General features: G+C 41.8%; 18 protein-coding genes and 1 CRISPR repeat array. Of the genes, 13 read left to right on the plus strand and 5 right to left on the minus strand.

All coding sequences use genetic code 11. The features are described 5' to 3' along the window. Nucleotides 1-48: 48 nt before the first annotated feature. The gene (locus tag ACWATR_RS25560) at nucleotides 49-759 is read right to left on the minus strand and encodes a cadmium resistance transporter (RefSeq protein WP_460338558.1); all 711 of its coding nucleotides are present in this window, start codon (nucleotides 757-759) and stop codon (nucleotides 49-51) included. Nucleotides 760-927: 168 nt separating this feature from the next. Between ACWATR_RS25560 and ACWATR_RS25565 the strand changes: the two genes are divergently transcribed. After that, nucleotides 928-1,590 (plus strand): cadmium resistance transporter, encoded by a 663-nt coding sequence (locus ACWATR_RS25565; RefSeq protein ID WP_460338560.1) that lies wholly within the window; start codon nucleotides 928-930, stop codon nucleotides 1,588-1,590. 168 nt (nucleotides 1,591-1,758) lie between these two features. Here the strand turns inward: ACWATR_RS25565 and ACWATR_RS25570 are convergent, their stop codons facing one another. Beyond that, nucleotides 1,759-2,556 (minus strand): sulfite exporter TauE/SafE family protein, encoded by a 798-nt coding sequence (locus tag ACWATR_RS25570; RefSeq protein WP_460338562.1) that lies wholly within the window; start codon nucleotides 2,554-2,556, stop codon nucleotides 1,759-1,761. Nucleotides 2,557-3,218: 662 nt separating this feature from the next. Between ACWATR_RS25570 and hisC the strand changes: the two genes are divergently transcribed. Next, nucleotides 3,219-4,283 (plus strand): histidinol-phosphate transaminase, encoded by a 1,065-nt coding sequence (gene hisC, locus ACWATR_RS25575; RefSeq protein WP_460338564.1) that lies wholly within the window; start codon nucleotides 3,219-3,221, stop codon nucleotides 4,281-4,283. A gap of 203 nt (nucleotides 4,284-4,486) precedes the next feature. On the opposite strand, the gene ACWATR_RS25580 is transcribed toward hisC, so the two are convergent. Next, complete coding sequence (locus ACWATR_RS25580; RefSeq protein WP_460338566.1) at nucleotides 4,487-5,143, minus strand: HAD family hydrolase; 657 nt, start codon at nucleotides 5,141-5,143, stop codon at nucleotides 4,487-4,489. A 75-nt stretch (nucleotides 5,144-5,218) separates the two neighbouring features. Then, nucleotides 5,219-6,277, minus strand: coding sequence for a DMT family transporter (locus ACWATR_RS25585; RefSeq protein WP_460338568.1), 1,059 nt, complete (start codon nucleotides 6,275-6,277; stop codon nucleotides 5,219-5,221). Between the two features lie 256 nt (nucleotides 6,278-6,533). Between ACWATR_RS25585 and ACWATR_RS25590 the strand changes: the two genes are divergently transcribed. Next, nucleotides 6,534-6,896, plus strand: coding sequence for a hypothetical protein (locus ACWATR_RS25590; protein WP_460338570.1), 363 nt, complete (start codon nucleotides 6,534-6,536; stop codon nucleotides 6,894-6,896). A gap of 707 nt (nucleotides 6,897-7,603) precedes the next feature. Beyond that, on the plus strand, nucleotides 7,604-9,544 hold the full coding sequence (locus ACWATR_RS25595; RefSeq protein ID WP_460338572.1) for an ABC transporter ATP-binding protein: 1,941 nt from the start codon (nucleotides 7,604-7,606) through the stop codon (nucleotides 9,542-9,544). 99 nt (nucleotides 9,545-9,643) lie between these two features. On the opposite strand, the gene ACWATR_RS25600 is transcribed toward ACWATR_RS25595, so the two are convergent. Continuing rightward, nucleotides 9,644-10,837, minus strand: coding sequence for a Coenzyme F420 hydrogenase/dehydrogenase, beta subunit C-terminal domain (locus ACWATR_RS25600; RefSeq protein ID WP_181929645.1), 1,194 nt, complete (start codon nucleotides 10,835-10,837; stop codon nucleotides 9,644-9,646). A 449-nt stretch (nucleotides 10,838-11,286) separates the two neighbouring features. Between ACWATR_RS25600 and ACWATR_RS25605 the strand changes: the two genes are divergently transcribed. From ACWATR_RS25605 to ACWATR_RS25645, 9 genes are all read left to right on the plus strand, one after another. Further along, nucleotides 11,287-11,484 (plus strand): response regulator transcription factor, encoded by a 198-nt coding sequence (locus ACWATR_RS25605; RefSeq protein ID WP_460338575.1) that lies wholly within the window; start codon nucleotides 11,287-11,289, stop codon nucleotides 11,482-11,484. A 2-nt stretch (nucleotides 11,485-11,486) separates the two neighbouring features. Beyond that, complete coding sequence (locus tag ACWATR_RS25610; protein ID WP_460338577.1) at nucleotides 11,487-12,614, plus strand: HAMP domain-containing protein; 1,128 nt, start codon at nucleotides 11,487-11,489, stop codon at nucleotides 12,612-12,614. A gap of 302 nt (nucleotides 12,615-12,916) precedes the next feature. After that, a CRISPR array of direct repeats spans nucleotides 12,917-13,608; the repeat unit is 36 nt; unit sequence GTTTCCATCCCCTTTCGGGGCGATGTGATCGTAAAG. Between the two features lie 492 nt (nucleotides 13,609-14,100). After that, nucleotides 14,101-15,348, plus strand: a complete 1,248-nt coding sequence (locus ACWATR_RS25615; RefSeq protein ID WP_460338579.1) for a glycosyltransferase family protein — start codon at nucleotides 14,101-14,103, stop codon at nucleotides 15,346-15,348. A gap of 183 nt (nucleotides 15,349-15,531) precedes the next feature. Then, nucleotides 15,532-16,719 carry a glycosyltransferase family protein gene (locus ACWATR_RS25620; RefSeq protein WP_460338581.1) on the plus strand — a complete coding sequence of 396 codons (1,188 nt, stop codon included), beginning with the start codon at nucleotides 15,532-15,534 and terminating at the stop codon, nucleotides 16,717-16,719. A 23-nt stretch (nucleotides 16,720-16,742) separates the two neighbouring features. After that, nucleotides 16,743-17,954 (plus strand): glycosyltransferase, encoded by a 1,212-nt coding sequence (locus ACWATR_RS25625; RefSeq protein WP_460338583.1) that lies wholly within the window; start codon nucleotides 16,743-16,745, stop codon nucleotides 17,952-17,954. A gap of 304 nt (nucleotides 17,955-18,258) precedes the next feature. Further along, entirely contained in the window at nucleotides 18,259-19,245 is a 987-nt protein-coding gene (locus ACWATR_RS25630) for a glycosyltransferase family 2 protein (RefSeq protein ID WP_460338585.1), read from the plus strand. Between the two features lie 71 nt (nucleotides 19,246-19,316). Further along, entirely contained in the window at nucleotides 19,317-21,167 is a 1,851-nt protein-coding gene (locus ACWATR_RS25635; RefSeq protein WP_460338587.1) for an ABC transporter ATP-binding protein, read from the plus strand. Next, nucleotides 21,151-22,461 (plus strand): histidine phosphatase family protein, encoded by a 1,311-nt coding sequence (locus ACWATR_RS25640; protein ID WP_460338588.1) that lies wholly within the window; start codon nucleotides 21,151-21,153, stop codon nucleotides 22,459-22,461. The genes ACWATR_RS25635 and ACWATR_RS25640 overlap by 17 nt, the downstream gene beginning before the upstream one ends. 332 nt (nucleotides 22,462-22,793) lie before the next feature. Continuing rightward, nucleotides 22,794-22,976, plus strand: a complete 183-nt coding sequence (locus ACWATR_RS25645) for a hypothetical protein (protein ID WP_460338590.1) — start codon at nucleotides 22,794-22,796, stop codon at nucleotides 22,974-22,976. The last annotated feature ends 95 nt before the right edge of the window (nucleotides 22,977-23,071 follow it).

Genomic DNA, 23,071 nt, shown 5'->3' on the forward strand with positions numbered 1-23,071 from the left:
TGTTTAATTCTATCTACTTACTTAAATCTAAATCTAAAATTGGCTTAATTATCTACTAGAGTTTTCATCAATTTCATCGGTACTTTCATTATTTTTCACCAAAATCATTAAACAAACACCACTAGCAGCTAGTTTTATTAAGCTCAAAGCTCCACTTTTTAATACGATAAAAGCCCCTAATCCTATAAGAACAAAAGGCACGAGATTATTAACGTAGTGAGTCAATATATCAGCTATTACTCTATTGTTAGTTAATTTGTATGCAGCGTAGCACCAAAGTCCTAACAATAGAAAAAATGATCCGATAATTACCACAAAACTCTCTAAATTACTGCTAGCAAATAAAGGCACGTAGACACTAATATTATCGCTACCATTGGCAATTGTAACAGCTGCCACACTATAAGCTTGGGGAGAAAAAAAACTAGTAATTGTTGATGCTTCAGCTTCTTCTGTTGCAGCTACAACTTCTCTTAATGAATCTTCTTCCCGATTTACTAAGCTACTGATACCTATGGACATTGGGAGTAAACCAAGTAATCCAATCCAGCTTTTTGATAAAACTAAACCACCAAATAAACCTGGAAGACTAAGGATTAACAAAACTGTAAAACCTAGAAACTGTCCAGCAACTATATGCCGGGGACGAAAGTGAGTATTTATTTGAGAAAAAAACAACAATAGAATGACAATATCATCTATGTTAGTGGCAATGAACACAATTGCCCCTGTAGTAATTGCAGTAACTAACTCGTTCATGTTTTATGATAAAGAAGAATTCAGGAGTCAGTAATAATTACTGTGTCATTTTAAATCTAAGTTGTGCCAGAAGCGTAAGTATTTCCCCAATAATTACGAATTACGAATTACGAATTACGAATTAGTGAATTTGGTATGGTGATAAATCGTAGATTCTAAAAATCCAGGATGAGTAAGCTAGGGACAGCCTTCAGTGAAGGGATAATTGCCTTCATCGCCACTAACATAGATGACATCATTATCTTGTTAATCTTTTTTTCACAAGTAGATGTTAATTTTCGGCGACGGCATATCTTACTCGGTCAATATCTAGGTTTTGCAGCCATTATCATCGCTAGCTTACCAGGATTTTTTGGTGGTTTGGTTGTACAGCGAGAATGGATAGGATTACTAGGACTGCTACCAGTAGGAATTGGGATTCAACAATTAGTATCTAGAAAAGAAGAAACTATATCAGTTCAGACAGTCAGTAGTGATTTTAGACAGTCCACACCGACTAACCCAGTATTGTCTTTTATTTTGAGCGTTTTGCATCCCCAAACCTATAAAGTGGCAGCAGTAACGATCGCAAATGGTGGTGACAATATCAGTATATATATCCCTTTATTCGCTGGTCAGGATCTTGCCAGTTTGGGAGTAATTTTAGGTATATTTTTTATCATGGTAGGGGTTTGGTGTGCGATCGCTTATTTTTTAAGCCGTCAACCTACCATTGCTTATGTTTTAAGTCGCTACGGTAAAGCTGTTGTACCTTTTGTGTTAATTGGTTTGGGTTTGTTGATTATGTATGAACGAGGCACATTTACTCTACTACCTTGGATGAAAAGTTAATCAACATTGGATATTGAATGCTGGATTTGGAATTGAAAATCTCAAATTGCTTATATAGGATTACTATTTGATTTTTGAATAAAACTCAGTACACCTTTATTCCTTCTTCCCAGTCCCCAATCCCCAGTCCCTTACCTCTACGAGTGATTCAGAAATCAAATCGGATTGCTATACCTGATGAACTAATTTCCAACTTACCATCATCAAGATCGCATAAATAATAAACCGTAGTGGGCGTTGTGGGGCTATCTGGCAGATTTTAGCACCTAGTAACACTCCTGGTACAGAGCCTAACCATATAGGTAGTACCAAACTCCAATCAACTGTTCCTAAGCTGAGATGACCAAGGGCTGTAAACAGCAGTAAAATGGCTGCGTGCGAAATATCTGTACCCACTAATTTCCGTGCATCAAGGCGGAAAAACCCAATCAGCACTAAGGCAAACATTGAACCTGATGAAACGCTAGTTAGACCGACAAAACAGCCTAAAATTCCTCCCAAAGCGATTGTTAGGAAACGACCAAAGTTAGTTTCTAAATCTAACTTTGGCAGTTCGGGTAAATTAAATTTTGGGAAAAAAGTCAATAACAACAATTGCACTAGTGCTAACACTGTGACTAGCAAAATCATCCCGCCAAGTAAACGGAGCAAGATATTATCCAGGTTATATTCACCTGTACGTTTAATGAAGTGCAAAATACCCACCCCGAACAGTGAACCTGGAACACTCCCAAATGCCAGCCATTTGACAACTTCTGTGTGAAGGGTTTTCTGTTCCCAATGCTTGATGCTACCAACAATCTTCATCAATGTGGCAGCCACAACATCAGAACTCACAGCGATGGAAGGCGGAACCTGAAAGACAAAAATCAACATTGGGGTGATGAGAGAGGCTCCACCAATTCCTGTTAAACCAACGATGATGCCAACAAAAAAGCTTAAGAACGGTAGTAACAAATAGTGCATAATCTTTGGGGTTTCAACAATTAGTTATCAGTTATCAGAGTCCTGTTGAGTCTTCCACTTATATAAGTGAGCAGTTTCGGCTGGGGTTTAAACCCAAATGAAGCTTTGATAACTGTTCACTGACTTAACTACGAGTAGAGTTAGCTAAAGCTTCACTGCTAAGGAGCATCAAGTCAGCCAAACGATAGCCCAGTGGTAAACAGAGCTAGTGATGGCAAGTTATTGTGTTTCTCAAGAGATGAGTGACACAAAGGTTATCCAGCTAAAAATTAGGGCAGAGGATTTCTGGACAACTTATAAACCTGTCTGAAAGTTTTTGTAAGCATGACAACTTAGCATTTAGCTGAAACAGACTTTGATAACTGCTTATGGGTCAGTTGCTCTGCTAAAATCAACTTCTAACGGGTTTTTCGCGGTTTTACATGTAAAAGCCGGTAAAGCGATGTACTTACCGTATTTTACTCGTAAGCATGATTAAACGTCTAGCGTATTCGCGTTGTATATCCTTCAATTATCTGGATAAGACTCCGCAACAGTTTAGACTTGTGGAATTGGTTGCTAAAAAAATACCTAAATGAGTACGATATTTACCTATGCTTGCGATCGCTCTTGAGCAAAGCTTGGCGATTTACTGAAATTCATATCTTCATATCTAATGTCAGATGACCAATTACTTTCGCTCTAATGTTGACGCAATGGCTAGCTATGTTCCTGGTGAGCAGCCTCAACGTGGCACACAGATCATAAAACTTAACAGCAACGAAAACCCCTATCCTCCTTCCCCAGCAGCACTAGCTGTGTTACGAAATATCGATGGTGAGTGGTTACGGCGGTATCCAGAACCTTTCGGTGGGGAGTTCCGACAAGCTGCAAGTAAAGTTTTAGGAGTTCCTAGTGATTGGATTATTGTCGGAAATGGCAGTGACGAATTGTTGAGTGTAATCATTCGAGCCTGTGCAGAACCGGGGAAGAAAGTTGTTTACCCGATGCCAACTTACGTCCTATATCGCACATTAACAGAAATGCAAGCAGCGGAAATTCTTGAGATTCCCTACAGCGAAGACTACAGCTTACCTTTGGAAGAACTAGTTGCTGCCAATGGGGCTGTGACATTTATTGCCTCGCCCAATAGTCCATCGGGGCATGTAGTCACAACAGATGACTTGCGAAAATTAGCCAGCCAGTTATCTGGAGTTTTAGTGATTGATGAAGCATATATAGATTTTACCGAAGACAATAATGCATTGGCTTTGGTGAAGGAATACGAAAACGTCATCGTGATTCGGACATTATCTAAGGGGTATTCGTTAGCAGGATTGCGATTGGGGTTTGGAGTGGCAAATCCCAAACTGTTGCAGGGATTGTTTAAGGTGAAGGATAGCTATAACATTGATGCGATCGCTTGTGCAATTGGCACGGCTGCTATTACCGATCAAACTTATAAAAATGCTTGTATAGCAAAGATTAAGGCATCACGGATCAAGTTGGCAAAAGACTTGAAACAATTAGGTTTTCATATTTGGGATTCCCAAACTAACTTTTTGCTGGCACAGCCAAAAGAGGGAAACGCAGAATATCTTTATCAAAAACTGAAGGAACGGGGAATTTTAATCCGCTACTTCAAGCAACCTGGACTAGATGATAAATTACGCATCACTGTTGGTACTGATGAGCAAAATCAGGCTTTAGTAGAGGCACTAATTTGTTTGTTAGAGATTGGGGACTAGTACCGCAAGGCGGAATTAAAAATTAAAAATTAAAAATTAAAAATGAAGACAGCATAAGGGTTTCGTTGATTTGGAATGATTGGTTTATTTCCGCCGTGTTGTACTAGGGATTGGGGACTGGAAAGATTTAGATAGGGATCAGACCACAACCAAATCTTACTCATATTTTCTTGCCCAATCCCCTATCCCCAGTCCCCAGTCCCCTATTCCCAATTCCCTAAAAGTCTGAGAATATCACTTGGAGAATGGGCAATGAAGTCAGCACCATGAGCTTTTAATTCCTCTTCAGTTCCATAGCCATAGGTCACGCCAATGGAAGCGATGTCATGGCGCTTGGCTCCAATGATGTCATGTGAGCGATCGCCTACCATCACCACACTAGAAGATGAAAGATTTTCCATCACTAAGATGTGATGAATCAAGTCGCCTTTTATGCTCCGGGTTCCGTCAAGTTCGCTACCATAAACGCCATCAAAAAGCAATGATAAGTCAAAATATTCAATAATCTGCGTAGCATAAATGTATGGTTTGGAAGTCGCAACAAAAGTTTTATAACCAGCCAAACGAATGGCTTTTAGAATTTCTGGAATCTGAGGATAAAGGGAGTTTTCAAACAATCCAATGGTGGCAAAGCGATGACGATACAGTAAAATAGCCTCTTCAATTAAAGTGCCATCTAAGGTGTTGAGTAATTGCGAAAAGCTATCTTTCAGTGGAGGCCCAATACACCAATGCAATTCATCAGCATTTGGTGGTTTGTAACCGAGTTCAGAGAGCGCATACTGAATGCAACCAGTGATTCCAGGCTTAGGATCTGTCAAAGTCCCGTCAAGATCAAAAAGGACAGCGGAGGAAGGCATATTGTATCTCAATGTAATTCGTAATGATGCTCTCTACAAGACGAGGAGTAAGCGGCGCTTTTTGGTTAGAAACCTTTAAGTTCCTTTGAATCCCATACTACTTTCTACTTGTTGCTGTGCTGGAGTAGAATTCACCTTACTAGATGCAACTCTCTTAGAAGTCTGACGCCATGTACCAACTTGGCTCAAGAATATGCCTACTAAAATCAAGCTACCGCCAATATATTGAGGTAGGTTAGGGGCTTCACCCAAAATTAAATATGCTGCGAGGATGCCTACAATTGGGCCAAATGAACCAATTAAGGAAGCCGTAGATACATTAGAAGTTTTCAAGCCTTTAATCCAAAAAGATTGGCCTACCACTACAATCAACCCACCATAGAGAAACATCCACTGCCACAAGAATGGTGATAAGACATCAGCGAAATGATCTCTGCCATAGAGGACTAAAGCAATGAGGAAAAAGATTATGGTTCCTAGTGCAGTCCGAAAGATGCTATAGATTCCTAAAGGAATCTGGGAAAGGTGTTTTTTGCCAATAATCGTAGAAACAGCTATAACCACAGATCCCACTGCTGCCAAAAGTTCTCCTATGCCTAAACCGAAACCTCCCATGTTCATCATGGTTTCTCCTGGAGGCTGAAGGATAATAGTTAGGATCACGCCAATAAAAGCTGCGATCGCTCCGATAAATTCCCAAATATTTACCCGTTCCTTCAATAACCACACTGATAAAGCCAGACTTAGAGGCGGTTCCAAGCGTCCTACCAAGATCACATTGTTCACCCCTGTGAGTGCCAGTGCTTGGAAAATTAAGCCAGGGGCCAATGCTCCCGATAAAATAGCTACTGCTGTCAGACTGACCCAATCCTTCCTTGAAAGTTGCTTCAAAGTAGCTTTGTTCCACTGTCGCCCATAGATTAGGATCAAAAGTATCAAGGCGCAAAGGTTTCCCACGAATAAAACATTACACAAAGAAATTGGATTGCGATCGCCGATGAAATGTTGAGCACCAATTTCTGTTAGCTTTCGGGTAACGGCACTAGATGCTCCAAAAATTAGCATTGCTAGCCAAAGATATGTTTGTCCGGGAATTCTATGGATTAGGCGATGTGGTTTTCTAGGTCTAGTCACAATAACACTACTGCAATGAAAGCATTGCTCATTATATTATTTTGTCCTCATCCACTTCAGAATGAGGTTTTGTTGAGAAAATACTTAAATTATGCTGTGACTTTGAGCTACCATCATTGCCTGAGAAATTGCTGAGAATTAACTAAATTTTCTCAAGGGATAAATTCATGAAAATAGTGGTCAAGTTTCAATAAGCTCTCACTCCTTCTTGAGATGCTTTGGATGTTCAGGATAAAACAAAAAAGAGAAGTAGCAAATGAAACTCGCATCCCTACTTACAAGTGTTGCTTTGGTTGGTTTTTTCACAGTTTGGGACGTACCATTAAAAGCGATCAATCCGTTATTAGTGCAGGCATCAGCAGCCGAAGAATTGTCTGTAGCACAGAAAATAGACTTGCTGACTAAGAATAAAGGTCAGATTGGTAGTGGCGATCAACTGCGTCGTTTCTTTTTTACTGACTTGGAGCCAATCGGTATCCAGCCAGGTGGTGCAGGTCACGTAGTTAACCTTTATAACAAAGCCAATAATGTCACATTTGCTTACTGTTCACACTACGATGTGATTGTTGCCGTGAAAAAAGGTAAGGTGACTAAGTTTGAACCCAGTGAAGTGAAGTAAATAGTAAATCCACTTTCTAATTAATATTTTGCTAAAACCAGAGGAGCAATTTGATTACATCTAGGTTGCGATGTTTAACAACAAGCTGGGAACAGCATAAACGTCTGTGGCTGTGCGTTGCGACCTAGCATAAATCTGATTGAATCCTTAACAAATAAAGCATTAAAGTTTTTGCAGAATCAGGTTAAACGGCAAAGGAAAAGAGATGAAATTTTCTTTTTACTTTTGTCTTTTAACCTTTTTTTATTTTTGTTCCTAAAAGTGCTGTATGAGGGACTGGGGATTAGGGATTGGGGACTGGGTGGAAAATTAAACCAATTCGCAATGACGTTTTGTGTTAGCGAGTCTGCGTTCGCTTTTAGCGTCTCGTAGAGAGCGTCCGGGGATTTAGCTTAGGTATCAAAACGTGATGCCCTTCAAAAGCTAGGACTTAAACCCCTAAAGTTCGTTAATGACATTGAGATCACAACGGAATGGCACTAAGAAAAGATACAGCCCTTGTTCTGACTGGAACAAGCCTGGAGGCTGGGAATCCATTCTGGGAGGCTCCACCTCCAGTAGCTTGAATTGAGGCAGAGCCTCTTTTAAATACATTCCCAGCCTGGAGGCTGGGAACGAGACGACACAAGCTTTTGGGTTTTTCTTAGTGCCATTAAGATCACAACGTCTGTCTAGGAATTTTGCTATTATTTGCTACTTTAAAATATATGCAAATAATTGAAATTTCTCCATTCCAAGCATTTCGCCGGAGTGTGGCAACGGTGATACAGGTAGTTCCAAAGGAGCTACGCTATGTCGCAATATTGACCTTAGTGGGTGGTGCAGGCCCAGCGATCGCCATTTGGCTCAACAAGGTAATTATTGATGAAATAACCCGCTTATTGAGCGCCGGGACAACGCAGAATGCGATCGCCCTGATACTTTCTCAACCGCTGCTACTCTCCAGTATTGCAGGTTCACTGCTGGTAAATTTGGTGAGTGATGCGATCGCTAATATCAATGCTTTTGTATATACTTCTCTGCGCGATCGCATTCTCGGCTTTGCCCAAGGACAAGTGATTGAGAAGGTTGCCACTTTTGAAGATATTGCCCTGTTTGAAACACCCGATTTGCTCAATTTGGTGCAGTTGTCCGAAAAGGGAGTGCAAAGACTTCCAGAGCTTTGTCTCAGGCTTGTGACGCTGTTAGAGGGAATTTTCATCTTCATTCCAGCCATACTGCTTTCGATGTCCCTTGCTTGGTGGGTACCAATAATTTTATTGAGCTGCGTTACCCCTGTGATGTATGTGCAGATGAAATACCGTAAGCAAGCTTGGAGGATAGAAAAAACCCAAGCAAGTGTTCTTCGGGAAATGAACTTGTATAAAACGGTTTTAACTGGGGAGACATACGCCAAAGAAATACGTTTGTTTAGCTTGCAATCCTTATTGTTAGAACGCTGGCACGGACTTTACCGTACCATTTTTAGAGCAATGGAACAGATCCGCCGTCGGGGGACAACAGCGGTTATTGGCTGGTCTTTATTGAGTGGTTTCGGTTTGGCTTTACCGTATATATATGTAGTCCAAGGAGTGCTAGGTGGAACCCATACATTAGGGGATTTAGCACTTTACACTGGGGTAATTTTGGAAGTGCGTCGGAGTTTAGAAAATCTGATGTCTGGGGGATCAGAATTATATAATATTGCACTGGCAACAACCCCCATTTTCCAGCTTTTGGAGTTAGAGCCGCAGTTGTCTTGTTCTAATCCAGAGTTGCAATCAAAGTCAGTCACAAAGGCATGGGGAGAAGTCAGGGAATTAGCTGCTAATAATAAGAACTTTGAAAGAAATGGGAATCATCATCAGCAAGCTTTATCACGTCTGAATACAACTGAGTATGAACCATCGCAGACAGGCATTTCTCTCAAAAATCTTTCCTTTACTTATCCCAACAGCGATCGCTCAATCCTGAAAAACATCAACCTGATGATTCACCCCAACGAGATGATTGTATTAGTGGGTGAAAATGGTGCTGGCAAGACGACATTAGCAAAGCTATTATGTCGCCTTTATGATCCTAGCCAAGGTGCGATTATTTGGAATGGGCAGGATTTACGATCGCTACCATTAGAAGAATTGCGATCGCGGATTGATGTAGTCATGCAAGATTACGCTCGTTTTCCGACTACTGTGCGGGAAAATGTTGCCTTTGGCGATTTACCGAAAATGCAGGATGATGAGGCGATTAAGGAAGCGATCGCTGAGGCTGGTTTGGCGAGAGTAATTGAGAAGCTAGATCAAGGTTTGGAAACTCTCTTAGGCAAACAGCTAGAGGGTGGTATTGATTTATCTGGGGGACAATGGCAGAGGTTAGCGATCGCTCGTGCTTTGCTGCGACTGTCTCCAGCCGAACTCCTCATACTTGATGAGCCAACAGCGAACCTTGATCCGAAAACAGAACATGAGATTTACAATCTTTTGCGTACCCTAGCGAGGGGAAGAATAGCCGTTGTAGTCAGCCATCGCCTCGCCTTAGCAAAATTAGCAGACCGAGTAGTAGTACTAGAACACGGTCAAATTATCGAGGTAGGTACTCATGACGAACTCATGGAACTAGGCGGACAGTATCACTTGATGTTTACTCGTCAAGCTAGTAGTTATAACTGATTGGGGAGTAAAGAAGGGAATAGGGTACAGGTTACAGGGTACAGATTATTCCCTATTACCTATCACCTGTCACCTCTCCCCTAATCCCAATGCCCCAATTTATTCTGGTAACTTATATTGCTCCACAATACGCTTGGCAAACTCTGGAACGTGCGCTTCTAATTTTTCTGGATGATTTCGCTTTACATACAAATAATTCCGGGTGAAGTGAGAATCAATGGAAAACCGCGCATATTCTAAACCCTTGGGGCCAATCTTTTCGATTACCACACCCATGAGTTTTGCTGCCCACATGGGGAGGGTAACGCCTTTATCGTAAGCAGGAATACTTTGCTGTACAGCTTCTTTCCGGTTGCCTTTAGATGTCACTGGTTGAGTGTCTAACTGGTCTTTCACCAAGTCCAGCATTTCCTTGCCAGTGTCATTTCTGACTACAATCCATTGCCAGCCGAAGGGTGCGCCCATATAGCCAACAACTAAATCGGCTAGGGAGTTGACATAATCAAAACAACTCATACAGGATGGGGCAAAGACATCTTTGAGTTTGTTGGTCTTCAAGCCAAAGAAAGGCACTGTTTCAGATGAGCCATCCTCATGTTTGAAGTGAACCCGGAAGTCTTGCATGAATTCATAATGTACAACTGTATCAGGCGATCGGCTGGTGGTTTCTAAGAATTTTTGCAGTCCAGCGCGGTTAACATTATCTACGCAGGGCGTACCCAAAACATACAACTTTTCTAAACCCAGTTGTTTTTCTACGGCTCGTAATGCTTGAATTTGGCAACCAACACCAATTACCAACAGCCGCTTCATTCCCGATTTTTCTATCTGTTCTAACACAGAAAGGTTCGGGGAAAGTGTTGGTTTATTTACCCGTGCTGCTAGTATTTCTTCTGGGGTACGAGCGATGACGGGCATGGGTTGAAAACGGTCTTCTTTGGTGTTCTGCACACACACCACACCTTCAACTAAGCCACGATTCAGCATTTCAATGGCGATGCTGCTAACAATACCCGTCCATTGTGCGCCTTCTATGGGCTGTTGTTTCCGCGCTGCCATCATGTCTTGATGAACACCAAAGTAGAGTTCATCGGGGTTATCGAGATGGCGCGATCGCGTGTGCGTTTCTGCTTCAAGTTCGCCTATTTGCTGATTAATAAAAGCGCAGGCTTCCTTGACATAATGAATATAGTATGTATCACATAGTCCGCACTCGCTACAGAGTTCTTTCGCAGGGCGGCGGCTGGTAGGTTTTAAAGCTCTGGCTTTTTTGTGAGGAGAAACTGAGGTCATATAAACTTTTTGTTTTATCCAGGAATCGCTTTTATTACAATACCTTTACTGGCTATGAACTTGACGATAGAGATTGAACTGGGGATTGGGGATTGAGACTAGTAGTCTGCCAACCCAAAAATGCGCTTGTGAGGACTGGGGAAAGGGGAAAGGGAAAAGGGTAAGAGATTTAAACCCTTTCCCCCCGCCCCTTACCCTTTACCTACGGTGTACACACAAGTCCTAAAAACCTAGCTTGATAAGCATTTCCTCGTTCCCAGTCTCCGACTGGGAATGCATTCATTGAGTCTCTGACTCAATGCCAGATTGGAGGCAGAGCCTCCACGAGGAGCATTCCCATGTAGAACATGGGAACGAGATAAATTTTTAATTCCGCCTTGCGGTACTAGGCTGTTGACTTTGGCTATTTTTCGGGAATTTTCCGAAAAATTATTTGTGCTGGTTTTTGCTTGTGTGAAAGCGCCTGCACTGTAATAAAAGAAATTCGTAGACAGGGAGAGACACTAACCATTATCATCATCACAGCTCGTAAACACGATCAAAAAGGAGCGATCGCATTCAAAAATGGAGCAAATGACTATATTACCAAGCCATTTCGCTTCAGTGACTTGCTGGAACGAATTAAAATCCATCTAAGTCGTGGTTGAGTATGAAACAGCACATTAAGTTCGATAAACTGACTTCTAAGCAATCGAATAACCACTTGCAACTATCAAATAACCTCACTGGACACACAAGTGTTTCTAGACATTGGTTTAGTTATTTGAAGGTTGGTCAAAAGATCGGTATTGGATATGCGCTGCTTGTGAGCATCGCCGTGCTGGGAACTACTATGGGTTTTGTGATTGCAGATTATTACAAGCAGAAGGCGCACAAACGGGAAGAAGCTGCATTTGAAGAGTTATATCAAGCGTCTCAACTAAAAACGAGTGTGTTTTATGTCCGCACCACTCAACACCAGCTGATTCTCTACATGGATAGACCTAAGCTATGGGGAAAAAATTACACTCAATTACTTGACTATGTTGCCGAAGCCCGACAAGTTTGGTTTGAATTAACAGCAAATTACACCATTAATAAGCCTACCATGTATGGTTCTGGAAGTGGGCAGAAAACAGTTTACCCGTTGTTGCAGAATTATCAAGGTTTTAGTGCTTATTTACAGCGCACAGAAGCTTTTTTTAAAGAGAATAATCCCAATAATTTATCACCGAGCCAGATTAAGACAGCACAAAGTCAATTGTTTAATTTTATGCATGGCTCGTCGGTTTTTTTGATGGATGAATTTCTCAATGACATCAGCAAGCTTGTGAAAGTTACAGCCGAGGAGTATCAGCAAGCAAAACTGGAACTACAAACGGCGGAAAAGTTACGTTTATACATTATCGTTGGTAGCCTGTCACTCTCAATTGCGATCGCTACATTATTAGCAATTTACACCAGTCGCGCCATTGCCCGTCCCATTCAAGCTGTCACCCATATTGCCCAACAGGTTACAGAAGAATCTAATTTCGATTTACAAGCACCCGTCACGACTAATGATGAAGTTGGCATCTTAGCGACTTCTCTCAATCGTCTTATCCAGGAAGTTCAGCAACTCATCAAAGCCCAAAAGGATGCTAATGAACAGTTAGAAGTATACAGCCAGGTGTTAGAAAAAAAGGTGCGCGAACGGACGCGGGAGTTAGATGAGAAAAATCGCTGTTTAGAATTGGCGTTAGAAGAATTACGTTCCACCCAAGCAAATCTCGTAGAAAATGATGAGTGCGAGGAATAGGAGGAATACGGTTCGGGGAAAGGGGAAAAAAATTTAGCAAGTATTTCCCAGTGCGATCGATCTGACTGGTCATATCAATTTTTTCCGTCCCCGCGAGGGGAAAGACATTAGGATTTATGAATTGAGAAGAAAGACCAAATATAGATGATTTGAAAAACCACATCCTAGTATTGTTCGGTTGAGCAATAGACGCAATAAATCGCCGTCTCTACAAGGACTGATTTTTGTAGAGACGGCGATTTATCGCGTCTTTGTGATCGTAAAGTAAGTCCCGCCATTTTTATTCCAGAGTTGGAACAAAAGTTTCCATCCCCTTTCGGGGCGATGTGATCGTAAAGTTTAGAAGATGCTGAGACAAGCCTTAAAGATTTAAAGTTTCCATCCCCTTTCGGGGCGATGTGATCGTAAAGTTTTTTTAGTTTTTTCTTCGGGTTCTCGTTACATCGGTCGTTTCCATCCCCTTTCGGGGCGATGTGATCGTAAAGCCAACCCAAACGCTGCGTTGGAATTTCTATTCCCCGGCGTTTCCATCCCCTTTCGGGGCGATGTGATCGTAAAGAAAAGGGTTGATGCCCTCACGATTATAATAACATTCGTTTCCATCCCCTTTCGGGGCGATGTGATCGTAAAGAAGTATTGGTGACATTGAGCAAAGTTTGCGTAATGTTTCCATCCCCTTTCGGGGCGATGTGATCGTAAAGTTTTGGAAAAAAGATTTTACTAAAAAGATTAGTAAAAGGTTTCCATCCCCTTTCGGGGCGATGTGATCGTAAAGGCGACATGATTGATCCGGATGCACTGCCCCTATTAAACTAACGTTTCCATCCCCTTTCGGGGCGATGTGATCGTAAAGGGCTACAAAAAAATTACTCCTCAGCAAAAGCTTAAGTTTCCATCCCCTTTCGGGGCGATGTGATCGTAAAGTGTAGCGTTTGTTTTTTTGGTTATTATCCAGTTTGTTTCCATCCCCTTTCGGGGCGATGTGATCGTAAAGAGTTCACTTCTGGAAGCCTTGTCAGAAGTGGGTTTCAGACCCCCTAATCGACAACACTTTTTTTAGTGTCAATAACTCCCGAATAATTGTCAATAACCGATGCATTTCACAGCTTGAAAGCCTTGCTGTATAAGCAATCGACACCAGTCAACCAATTTATGCGGTTTTCAAGGTTCGGGCGAGTGGTGTCGATGAACGACATACGCTGCTTCCAAACTAAAACTTTCTCACCTTTTTTGTCAAATCTATTACATGATTGTTACAAAAAACTAGGGAATTTGGGCGATCGCATTTCTACACCCAGAATTGACTTATACTGCCATTACGCAATCGGAATTGAAGAAGTATGCAGAAGTCAGAATTTTTCTTCAATTTTGACAAAAGAATGATGAGAATTTTCTCATAGAAGTTTCATAAAAGACTCATGTAAGATTGGGAAGCTACTGAATTAGTACGGCATCCATTCACTGAATAACTTAGGGACATTTAACCATGAGACTGATGGTATATTCCCACGATGGCTTCGGTCTCGGTAATATTCGCAGAATGCTGGCAATATGCACCCACTTACTTGATTCGATTCCAGAACTTTCTATTCTGGTGATTTCTGGTTCGCCGATGCTGCACAGCTTTCGTCTCCCGAAAAGACTCGATTATATTAAACTACCCTGCTTACATCGGGGAACATCTGGTGAAATGTCTGTCAAGTATCTAGGGACAGAAATTGATGAAACAGTGAAATTCCGCTCAGAGTTAATTTTATCTGCGATCGCTAATTTTAAACCTGATATATTTCTAGTAGACAAAAAGCCTTATGGTATCCGTAATGAATTAAAAGCGGCTATCGAATATCTCAAAACAAAGTTGACAGAAACTTCCCTAATTCTCCTACTGCGCGACATTTTAGATCATCCAGATGTGACGATTCCAGAATGGCAAAAGCACGGTAACAACGAAGCAATACATAGATTTTACGATCGCGTGCTTGTCGTTGGCACTCCCGAAATTTTCGACATTTGCCAAGAATATCAACTACCGCCAATGGTTGCCCAGAAGGTACAGTTTTGTGGTTACATCCGCACAGAATTGGGGCGTAAAAGTCCAAATCTCATCCGCAGTGAGTTGCGATTAAGTCCAGAAGAACAATTTATTTTAGTTACACCGGGTGGTGGCGAAGATGGTTACAGCTTAATTGACACATATTTATCGAGTTTGGTATTGTTGCCAGATTCCTATAAATTCCGAAGTTTAATTATATGTGGCCCAGAAATGCCTTTAGAACACCAAGCCGCACTGCGACAAAAAGCAGCAGCATATCCCCAAGTGCAGATAGGCGAATTTACCGATGATTTAATGAGTTACATCGCCGCCGCAGATGCCGTAGTAGCAATGGGAGGCTACAACACAACTTGCGAGATTCTCTCAGCGGGTAAGCCGGCTGTAGTAGTACCCAGAATTAAGCCATCACGAGAACAGTGCATTCGTGCAGAACACTTGTCAAAGTTGGGGATTTTGGCAGCGATTCATCCAAATGATCTGACTCCAGATATATTACTGCGATCGCTGTTACAACAACTCCAAACTCCGCAGATTTCTTTTCCCACAATTAATCTGGATGGATTGCCCAAAATTAGCCAATACATCTCTACCTTACTCGCTAAAAAAAAGAGCGTGACTCCATTTTGTTACAAATCCCCGGAACAATTACCGGAATTAGTGATGATTGCCAAACTTGGTTAACTAAAAAGTGAAAAAGTCCTGAATCACTTTTTCTTTTGTTTTATAATTTTTACCTTGTTTTTTTATGCAAACTCATAACAATGATTGCGATAGATGGAGTAATCAAAGGAATTACCAGCAACTCTTTGACAATTCAAAATCAAAAATATAAAATCCAAAATTGTTGAAAGAGGTGAAAGTATCATGAAACGTATTATGTTCTATTGCCAACATATTTTAGGTATGGGGCATCTAGTTCGCAGCCGAGAAATTGTGCGCGGTTTAACCCAAGACTTCCAAATTTGTTTTATTAATGGTGGTGAAATAATTCAAGGATTTGAAATTCCTGCGGGTGTCGAAGTCATAAACCTACCTGCAATTAAAACTGATGCAGAATTTACAGAACTGCAAGTAGTAGATGATGCCTTGAATCTCGCGGAAGTGAAGGAAATCAGAAAAAATCGACTTCTGGAAATATTTGATCAATTCCAGCCTGATATTTTAATAGTTGAGTTATTCCCCTTTGGGAGAAGACGCTTTTCTTTTGAATTAATTCCCTTATTAGAAAGAGCAAAATCAAATGGAAGCTCAACAAAAGTCGTTTCTAGTTTACGAGATATTGTAGTTGCTAAACCAGAGAAACAGGCAAAACACGAAGAAAAAGTATGTAACTTAATCAACAAATATTTTGATATGTTGCTGGTTCACGGCGACCCAGAATTAGTTCCACTAGAAGAAACGTTTTCTAGAGTCCATGACCTCAAATGTCAAGTATATTACACCGGATATGTAGTACAAGAACCACCGACAAATCCTGCGCTTACTGATGAAGATCGAGAAATTATTAAATCAGATAAGCCCCTGATTTTAGTTAGCGTAGGCGGTGGGAGATTTGGTCATGAATTGCTTGAATGTGTAGTGAACACAGCCCCTTTCTTAGAGAAATCGTTGCCACACAATATTCAGGTTTTTACCGGGCCATTTATCCCCGATTCCAAATTTAAGGAACTGCAAGCAATGGCAAAGTTTAGTAAGAATATCCACATTCGACGCTATACTCCTTACTTGCTAAATTACATGAAAAAGGCAGACCTCTCGATAAATATGTCTGGCTATAACACCACAATGAATGTTCTAACTACAGGTGTACGAGCTATGATTCTTCCCTTTACAGGCAACCAGGATCGAGAACAAATTATTAGAGCCGAAAAGTTAAGTAATTTAGGAATCGTCAAGTTTATCAATCCTAATGATTTGAAACCAGATTACTTAGCTATTAATATTATTCATTACCTGAAAGAGAAACCTAATAAAATTAGCTTTGATTCTAATGGAGTTGAAAAAACTGCAACTGTCTTAAAAGCTCTAGCATTTAAGCAAAAAGTTGCGTAATAAATTCACATAAAAATCAAATCATGGATAAAACAAAAATTTGTATTACTACACTCGAATATCCACCCGATGTTGGCGGAGTTGGTGAATCAGTGCATCGGATTGCCAAGATGCTAAGTGATAGCGGCTATGAAGTTCATATTGCCGTTTTTCGCTCTAAACAACGACTAGTTTTTGATGGAAGTCGCAGACGCGCAAGTTGCACATCAACGCTTCAAGATGGTGTGTTTGTACATCGCATTAAGTCAGCCGTTCGGACTCAAACAACAGAAATCCAAGATTTTTTTAGCGATGTTTATTTTCAACTCAAATGTCTGCATCAAAAGCATAACTTTGACTTGTTTCACGCCTTCTTTCTAAATGAAGCAGGTTATGTAACAACGCTTTTAGCTAGAGAAAATGATGTTCCGGTAATCAATAGTGTTCGCGGTAGCGACTTGCACAAACATATTTTTAATCCTAAGAATCATGCTCAGATAGCATGGATTTTAGAGAATTCTGATTGGGTGACATTTGTCAGCCGTGACTTGCTCAAAAGAGCTAGTGTTATTACTCCCAGTGTGAAGTTAAAATCATCAGCTTTCTGGAATTCCATCGCACCTATCGAGTTTGAGCAATTCCCCACTCCATCTTTAGTTAAGGAATTATCAGGTATTGTTATCGGTTCATCAGGGAGATTCCGAGATAAGAAGGGGATTGAATTTCTCCTTGATGCCTGTGCCGAGTTGGGTAAAGAGTTAGATTTAACACTCTTATTAATAGGTGATTTTGTTGATAAAGAACAAGAATATTGGCAGCAACAAATCCAGCAAAGTGAAATTGGTCATCGCCTCCGCATCACTGGAATTACCAGTCGCCAAGAGGCTTTGGCTTATTTATCACATTTAGATATTTTTGCGATTCCCTCGCTGAATGAGGGTTGTCCCAATGCCCTGTTGGAAGCGATGCTAGCGAGTCGAGCAATAATTGGCACTCGTGTAGATGCGATCGCAGAAATCATAGAAGATGGTGTAGACGGTTTACTTATCAACCCCGGCAGTACAGAAGAATTAATTGCTGCAATCCGATATCTGGCAACTCAACCAGAACTGCGGCAAAAGTTGGGTGCAAAAGCCAAGACAAAAGTAACTCAACAGCTTGCCCCATCAGTAGAATATCAAAACTGGATGAGTGTTTACGAACGAGTCTTAGGGATATCTGATGCAGCTTTGTTAGGCGAAATATCTTTCGTGTAGTCCCTTCCTAACAATGACCTGCAACTTTGTTGCATTGACTTGCACCTTTGAGGCTTTGAGGTTTTGATTCTTGCTCCCCTTCCCTTGTCGGCGTTACAAGTCGAATTACCCCCCTTAATCCCCCCTTGTAAAGGGGGGAAACCGGAAAATCTTGTTCCCCCCTCCCCTTTGCAAGGCAAGGTTTTTAACCCCGATTTAATAGAACTTTGTGGGAAACCGGAAAATCTTGTTCCCTCCCCTTTGCAAGGGGAGGGTTAGGGTGGGGTAAACGGCGTGCAGTACGCAGAAACTCTAGATTTTAACCATGAATAAACCACAAATCACTATAATTGTTTCCCAGCGTGAGCGATTCAGCTACACCCGCGAATCGTTAGAAAGCATTTACGAGCACACTCAACTACCTTTTTCTCTAGTTTATATAGATGGCGGTTCACCTCGACATATCCAACGCTACCTCCAAGAACAAGCACTAGAAAAAGGATTCCAATTAATCCGCACAGAACAGTACCTTTCACCCAACCAAGCCCGCAACTTGGGTTTACAACAAGTTAATAGCGAGTATTTAGTATTTGTTGACAACGATGTAATTGTCAGTCCAGGCTGGCTCAACTCCTTACTCGAATGCGCTAAAGAAACAAACGCGACTGTAGTCTGTCCGCTAACTTGCATTGGTCAGCCTTTGGGGGAAACAGTACATTTGGCAGGTGGTGAAGCTCATATTGTTGTGGAGATACAGGAGACTGGAATCAAGCGACGGGTGCATGAAAAACATTACTTTGTAAATCGGAAAGTTGCTGAGGTGCAGGATCAACTTCATCGTACACAATGTGAGTTTGCCGAGTTTCACTGTATGTTAGTTCGCACCGAGATTTTTGGGCGAATCGGGCTGTTAGATGAGGAATTCCTGAGTACGCGAGAACACATCGATTTTTGTCTAAAAGTAGCTGAGGCAGGAGGTAAATTTTACTGTGAACCGGCTTCTGTAGTTACTTATGTACCAGGACTAAAGTTTGAATTGTCAGAACTAGCATTCTTTATGTTGCGCTGGAGTAATGCTTGGGAAATTGCCAGTTTAGAACACTTTTCCGTCAAGTGGAATTTGACAATGAATGACAAGTATTTTAAAAAGCGCTATAAGCGGATGGGGCATCGTCGCCATCAGGGATTTTTGAAACCGTTGCTAAGTCATCTCACCTTTGGGCAAAATCCCCTGTGGCTGGAGAAAATAGCGATCGCTCTTGAAAGAAAATTAAATCACTACATTAGCGATCGCTATTTTCGTAATTCGTAATTCGTAATTCGTAATTCGTAATTTTTGAAAGTCAGTTTTAGTATGGGTTTTGGAGAATTGGTTGGTATGATATGGCGCATCGAGATCCTAAAAGTCTAAGGGCTGCGTTACCAGGAATTGTACGGATTTTGCAGCGTTTTTCGCCCCAGTTGAGCAAACAAAAGGCGCTACTGATTGTGTCTTTTGTGGCACTGATGGCTGAGATTTTCTTGCACCTGCTGGAACCCTGGCCGCTAAAGTTTATTTTTGATTACATCCTTGTAGCTGGTTTTCAGCCTCAGTCTTTGGGTATTCCCCTACTTTCAGGACTTAGCTCCTTTGCCCTATTAACAGGTTTGACGTTAGGGTTAGTTGCGATCGCTTTACTTCGGGCTACTGCTGCTTACTTCAGTGTGGTGGGCATGTCGCTGGCAGCTAGTAATGTATTGACTGAGATTCGTTCTGACCTTTACAGTCATCTCCAAAATCTATCTTTATCATTTCACCACAAAGCTAAAACCGGCGATTTAATTACTCGCGTTACCTCCGATATTGAACGACTGCGAGAGGTAACGGTGATGGCAGTATTACCCCTAATTGCCCATTCCCTCACCTTAGTGGGGATGATTTGTGTCATGTTCTGGCTGCATTGGGAACTAGCGCTGATTGCCGTCGCCGTGTTTCCCTTATTTATTTTCTTCACCACGCGCTTGACAAAACGCATTCGGCAAGTAGTGCGATCGCAACGTCAACGGGAAGGGGCAATGGCAGCAACGGCGGCGGAATCCATCGGGGCAATCAAAGTTGTTCAAGCCCTTTCCCTGCAAAATATGCTGGAGAGTAACTTTTCCGGTCATAATCGCCAAAGCTTAAAAGAAAGTGCCAAGGCGCAAAAACTCGCAGCCGGTTTAGAACGCATGGTGGAACTGCTAGTAGGCATTGCCACAGCTTTAGTTTTATGGCGGGGTGTGCAGCTAGTATTGGCAAAGGCAATCACACCAGGGGATTTGCTCGTATTTGTCAACTATCTCAGGATTGCTTTTAAGCCGATGCGCCAACTTGCCAAATACACCGGGCAAATCGCTAAAGCTACCGCTTCCGGCGAGCGCATCTTGGATGTGCTGGATACAGTACCCGAAATCCGCGATTCGCGGGGAGCAATGGATGCACCGCCTTTGTTGGGAGGCGTGCGTTTTGAAAATGTCACCTTTGCCTACGAACCGACCAAGAAAATTTTACACAACATCAACTTTGAAGTGCAACCTGGTCAACACGTTGCTTTAGTGGGGCCGTCTGGTGGCGGAAAATCCACCTTAGTAAGTTTGCTGTTGCGACTTTATGACCCATTAGAAGGGCGAATATTAGTTGATGGTCACGACCTGCGCGAATACAAGGTGCAATCTATCCGTCAGCAAATTAGTGTGGTATTACAAGAGAGCGTTTTATTTGCTGCAAGTATCAAAGATAATATTGCCTACGGTTTTTTAGGGGCTTCAGACCAAGCAATTGAACAAGCTGCGCGTCTGGCAAATGCCCACGATTTTATCATGGCGCTACCCGAAGGCTACGAAACTATTTTGGGTGAAAGAGGGGCGACACTTTCGGGAGGACAACGGCAAAGAATTTCCATTGCTCGTGCTGCTATTCGTCAAGCTGCGATTGTAATTTTGGATGAGCCGACCACTGGCTTAGACAACGAAAACGAACACGCTGTCAATGAAGCAATGGATCGTTTGACACAAAAATGCACCACTTTTGTAGTTTCTCATAATCTTAGAGCCGTTGAACAAGCCGATTTAATTCTCTACATCGAAGACGGACAGATTTTAGAGCAAGGTACACACAAAGAATTGTTGCGCTTAGGTGAACATTACAGCGCAATGTATGCCTTGAAATCTGCGGTAAATTCTCAGGAGGATGATGTGTATGCAGTTGAAATTTAATGACAAGGGAGTGGGGAGTGGGGAGTGGGGACTGGGGGATGAGGGGGATGAGGAAGTGTGGGGAGATTATAAAAAAGCTTCCCACCCCTCCTATACTCCCAATGCCCAATGCCCCATGCCCAATGCCCCATGCCCAATACCCATAACCCGCGTAATTTTAGTGCGTCACGGTCAGAGTACTTACAATGCCCAAAAGCGTTATCAAGGAAGTTGCGATGATTCAGTGTTGACTGAAAAGGGACGCAGCGATGCTTACCAAACTGGTGTTGCTCTGAGAGGAACGGAATTAGATGCAATTTATACAAGTCCTCTCCGGCGAGTCCAGGAAACTACAGTTGAAATTCTCGAAGGGATGGAAGTAGAAGAGAAAAAGAGAATCTTCACATCTTCCCATCTCAAAGAAATCGATATCCCCAAATGGCAAGGACTGACATACAAATACGTACAAGAACACTTTGCGGCAGATTATCGCTGCTGGAACGAGCGACCCCATGAGTTTCAGATGGCAGAACCGCAGCCAGAAAGGGAGTTAAGAAGAGGTGGCGTAGCAGTTGCAACATCTGTGCGGCAATGCTTTCCGGTACTAGATTTGTACGATCGCGCCCAGCAATTCTGGCAGGAAATTTTACCACGCCATGTTGGTAAGACTATTTTAATTGTCAGCCACAGTGGCACAATTCGGTCATTAATTAGTACTGCGATCGCGATGAAATCTGAGCAATACCATGTCCTCCAGCAATCAAACTGCGGTATTAGCATCCTGAATTTTCCTACACCTGGTGAACAGCAAGGGCAACTGGAGGCAATGAATATTACCACCCATTTAGGTGAAGTCATCCCCAAGCTGAAAAACGGCAAACAAGGTTTGCGTCTACTTGTAGTCCCAGCCACAGGTACAGCGCCACATTTAATTCATCAACTAGCTGAACGCCTTCAGACAGTACCAATAGATTTCAGTCTCAGCAGTGATTTGGATAGCTCCCAACAAAACGCCGAGCAACTGCTGAAATATCATCCAACAGCCGTGCAACTTCAAGTACTGCGCCAAGATTTTCCCGCCATCTGGCAGCAAAACCTGTTATCTAAACGCGCCGTAGTGCCATCAAATGAAATAGATTTAAGCCGTCCCACAACCGGATTAGTAGTTGCTTGTCCCTCTATCATCGAAAATATGCTGACTCACGTCTTGGGCATTTCACTACAGTGTTTGCAACTAATCCCCAACACTCTGAGCGTTGTTTACTATCCTCTAAAAAGCCCTTTCCCTGTATTGCAAGCTATCAATATTACTTAATTTGTCCTTGGTCATTGGTCATTTGTCATTGGTCATTAGTTAAAAAGCTTAACGTTCAGGTTAAAAGGCTCAACTTCGAGGTTCTGAACTCAAAATTTTGAAAATTTTAAAAGAATAAGTCAAGATTTTGTTTGAAAGAAGTGGAAGCGATCGCTAATAACCAGCCAACTTGGCATATAGGACTCATATTTTATTTCTGAAAAAACTCAGTACAACTAAGAAGCCTTCTTGACTGTTGCCTGTTGCCTATTGCCTATTGCCTATTGCCTGTCTACGCAAATTCGTTCATAAATCAAAGCGGATTTCTATACCATTTACAAAATTATTTTTAGTTGCAAGTTCGACAAACTAGTTGGTACTCCAAACATTTGCCAACATTTTCAGATGCACTGGCTTTAGTGCGGCGATTTTTGTGGGCTAGTACTTTTTCAATGTCCCATGAATCCTTTGAGATGCTAAAAGTACCTCGCCCTTTGTTTGAACGTTTGCGGGACATTGCCGTTTATGCCGTGTAATTGGATAAAGTCGAGCTTAGTTAATTAAGTAATAATACTATAGCAGCTATGATATTTTTAGCATAGTTTTGTAATGGCTTGCGTACTTGTTGATT

Source organism: Nostoc sp. UIC 10890, from assembly GCF_054786515.1.

Excerpts from the sequence above, each read along its gene's own strand:
- hisC (WP_460338564.1), top strand. The coding sequence starts at position 3,219 with ATGACCAATTACTTTCGCTCTAATGTTGACGCAATGGCTAGCTATGTT.
- ACWATR_RS25560 (WP_460338558.1), bottom strand. The coding sequence starts at position 759 with ATGAACGAGTTAGTTACTGCAATTACTACAGGGGCAATTGTGTTCATT.
- ACWATR_RS25640 (WP_460338588.1), top strand. The coding sequence starts at position 21,151 with ATGCAGTTGAAATTTAATGACAAGGGAGTGGGGAGTGGGGAGTGGGGA.
- ACWATR_RS25615 (WP_460338579.1), top strand. The coding sequence starts at position 14,101 with ATGAGACTGATGGTATATTCCCACGATGGCTTCGGTCTCGGTAATATT.
- ACWATR_RS25635 (WP_460338587.1), top strand. The coding sequence starts at position 19,317 with ATGGCGCATCGAGATCCTAAAAGTCTAAGGGCTGCGTTACCAGGAATT.
- ACWATR_RS25620 (WP_460338581.1), top strand. The coding sequence starts at position 15,532 with ATGAAACGTATTATGTTCTATTGCCAACATATTTTAGGTATGGGGCAT.
- ACWATR_RS25610 (WP_460338577.1), top strand. The coding sequence starts at position 11,487 with ATGAAACAGCACATTAAGTTCGATAAACTGACTTCTAAGCAATCGAAT.
- ACWATR_RS25590 (WP_460338570.1), top strand. The coding sequence starts at position 6,534 with ATGAAACTCGCATCCCTACTTACAAGTGTTGCTTTGGTTGGTTTTTTC.
- ACWATR_RS25580 (WP_460338566.1), bottom strand. The coding sequence starts at position 5,143 with ATGCCTTCCTCCGCTGTCCTTTTTGATCTTGACGGGACTTTGACAGAT.
- ACWATR_RS25570 (WP_460338562.1), bottom strand. The coding sequence starts at position 2,556 with ATGCACTATTTGTTACTACCGTTCTTAAGCTTTTTTGTTGGCATCATC.
- ACWATR_RS25565 (WP_460338560.1), top strand. The coding sequence starts at position 928 with ATGAGTAAGCTAGGGACAGCCTTCAGTGAAGGGATAATTGCCTTCATC.
- ACWATR_RS25600 (WP_181929645.1), bottom strand. The coding sequence starts at position 10,837 with ATGACCTCAGTTTCTCCTCACAAAAAAGCCAGAGCTTTAAAACCTACC.
- ACWATR_RS25630 (WP_460338585.1), top strand. The coding sequence starts at position 18,259 with ATGAATAAACCACAAATCACTATAATTGTTTCCCAGCGTGAGCGATTC.
- ACWATR_RS25595 (WP_460338572.1), top strand. The coding sequence starts at position 7,604 with ATGCAAATAATTGAAATTTCTCCATTCCAAGCATTTCGCCGGAGTGTG.
- ACWATR_RS25625 (WP_460338583.1), top strand. The coding sequence starts at position 16,743 with ATGGATAAAACAAAAATTTGTATTACTACACTCGAATATCCACCCGAT.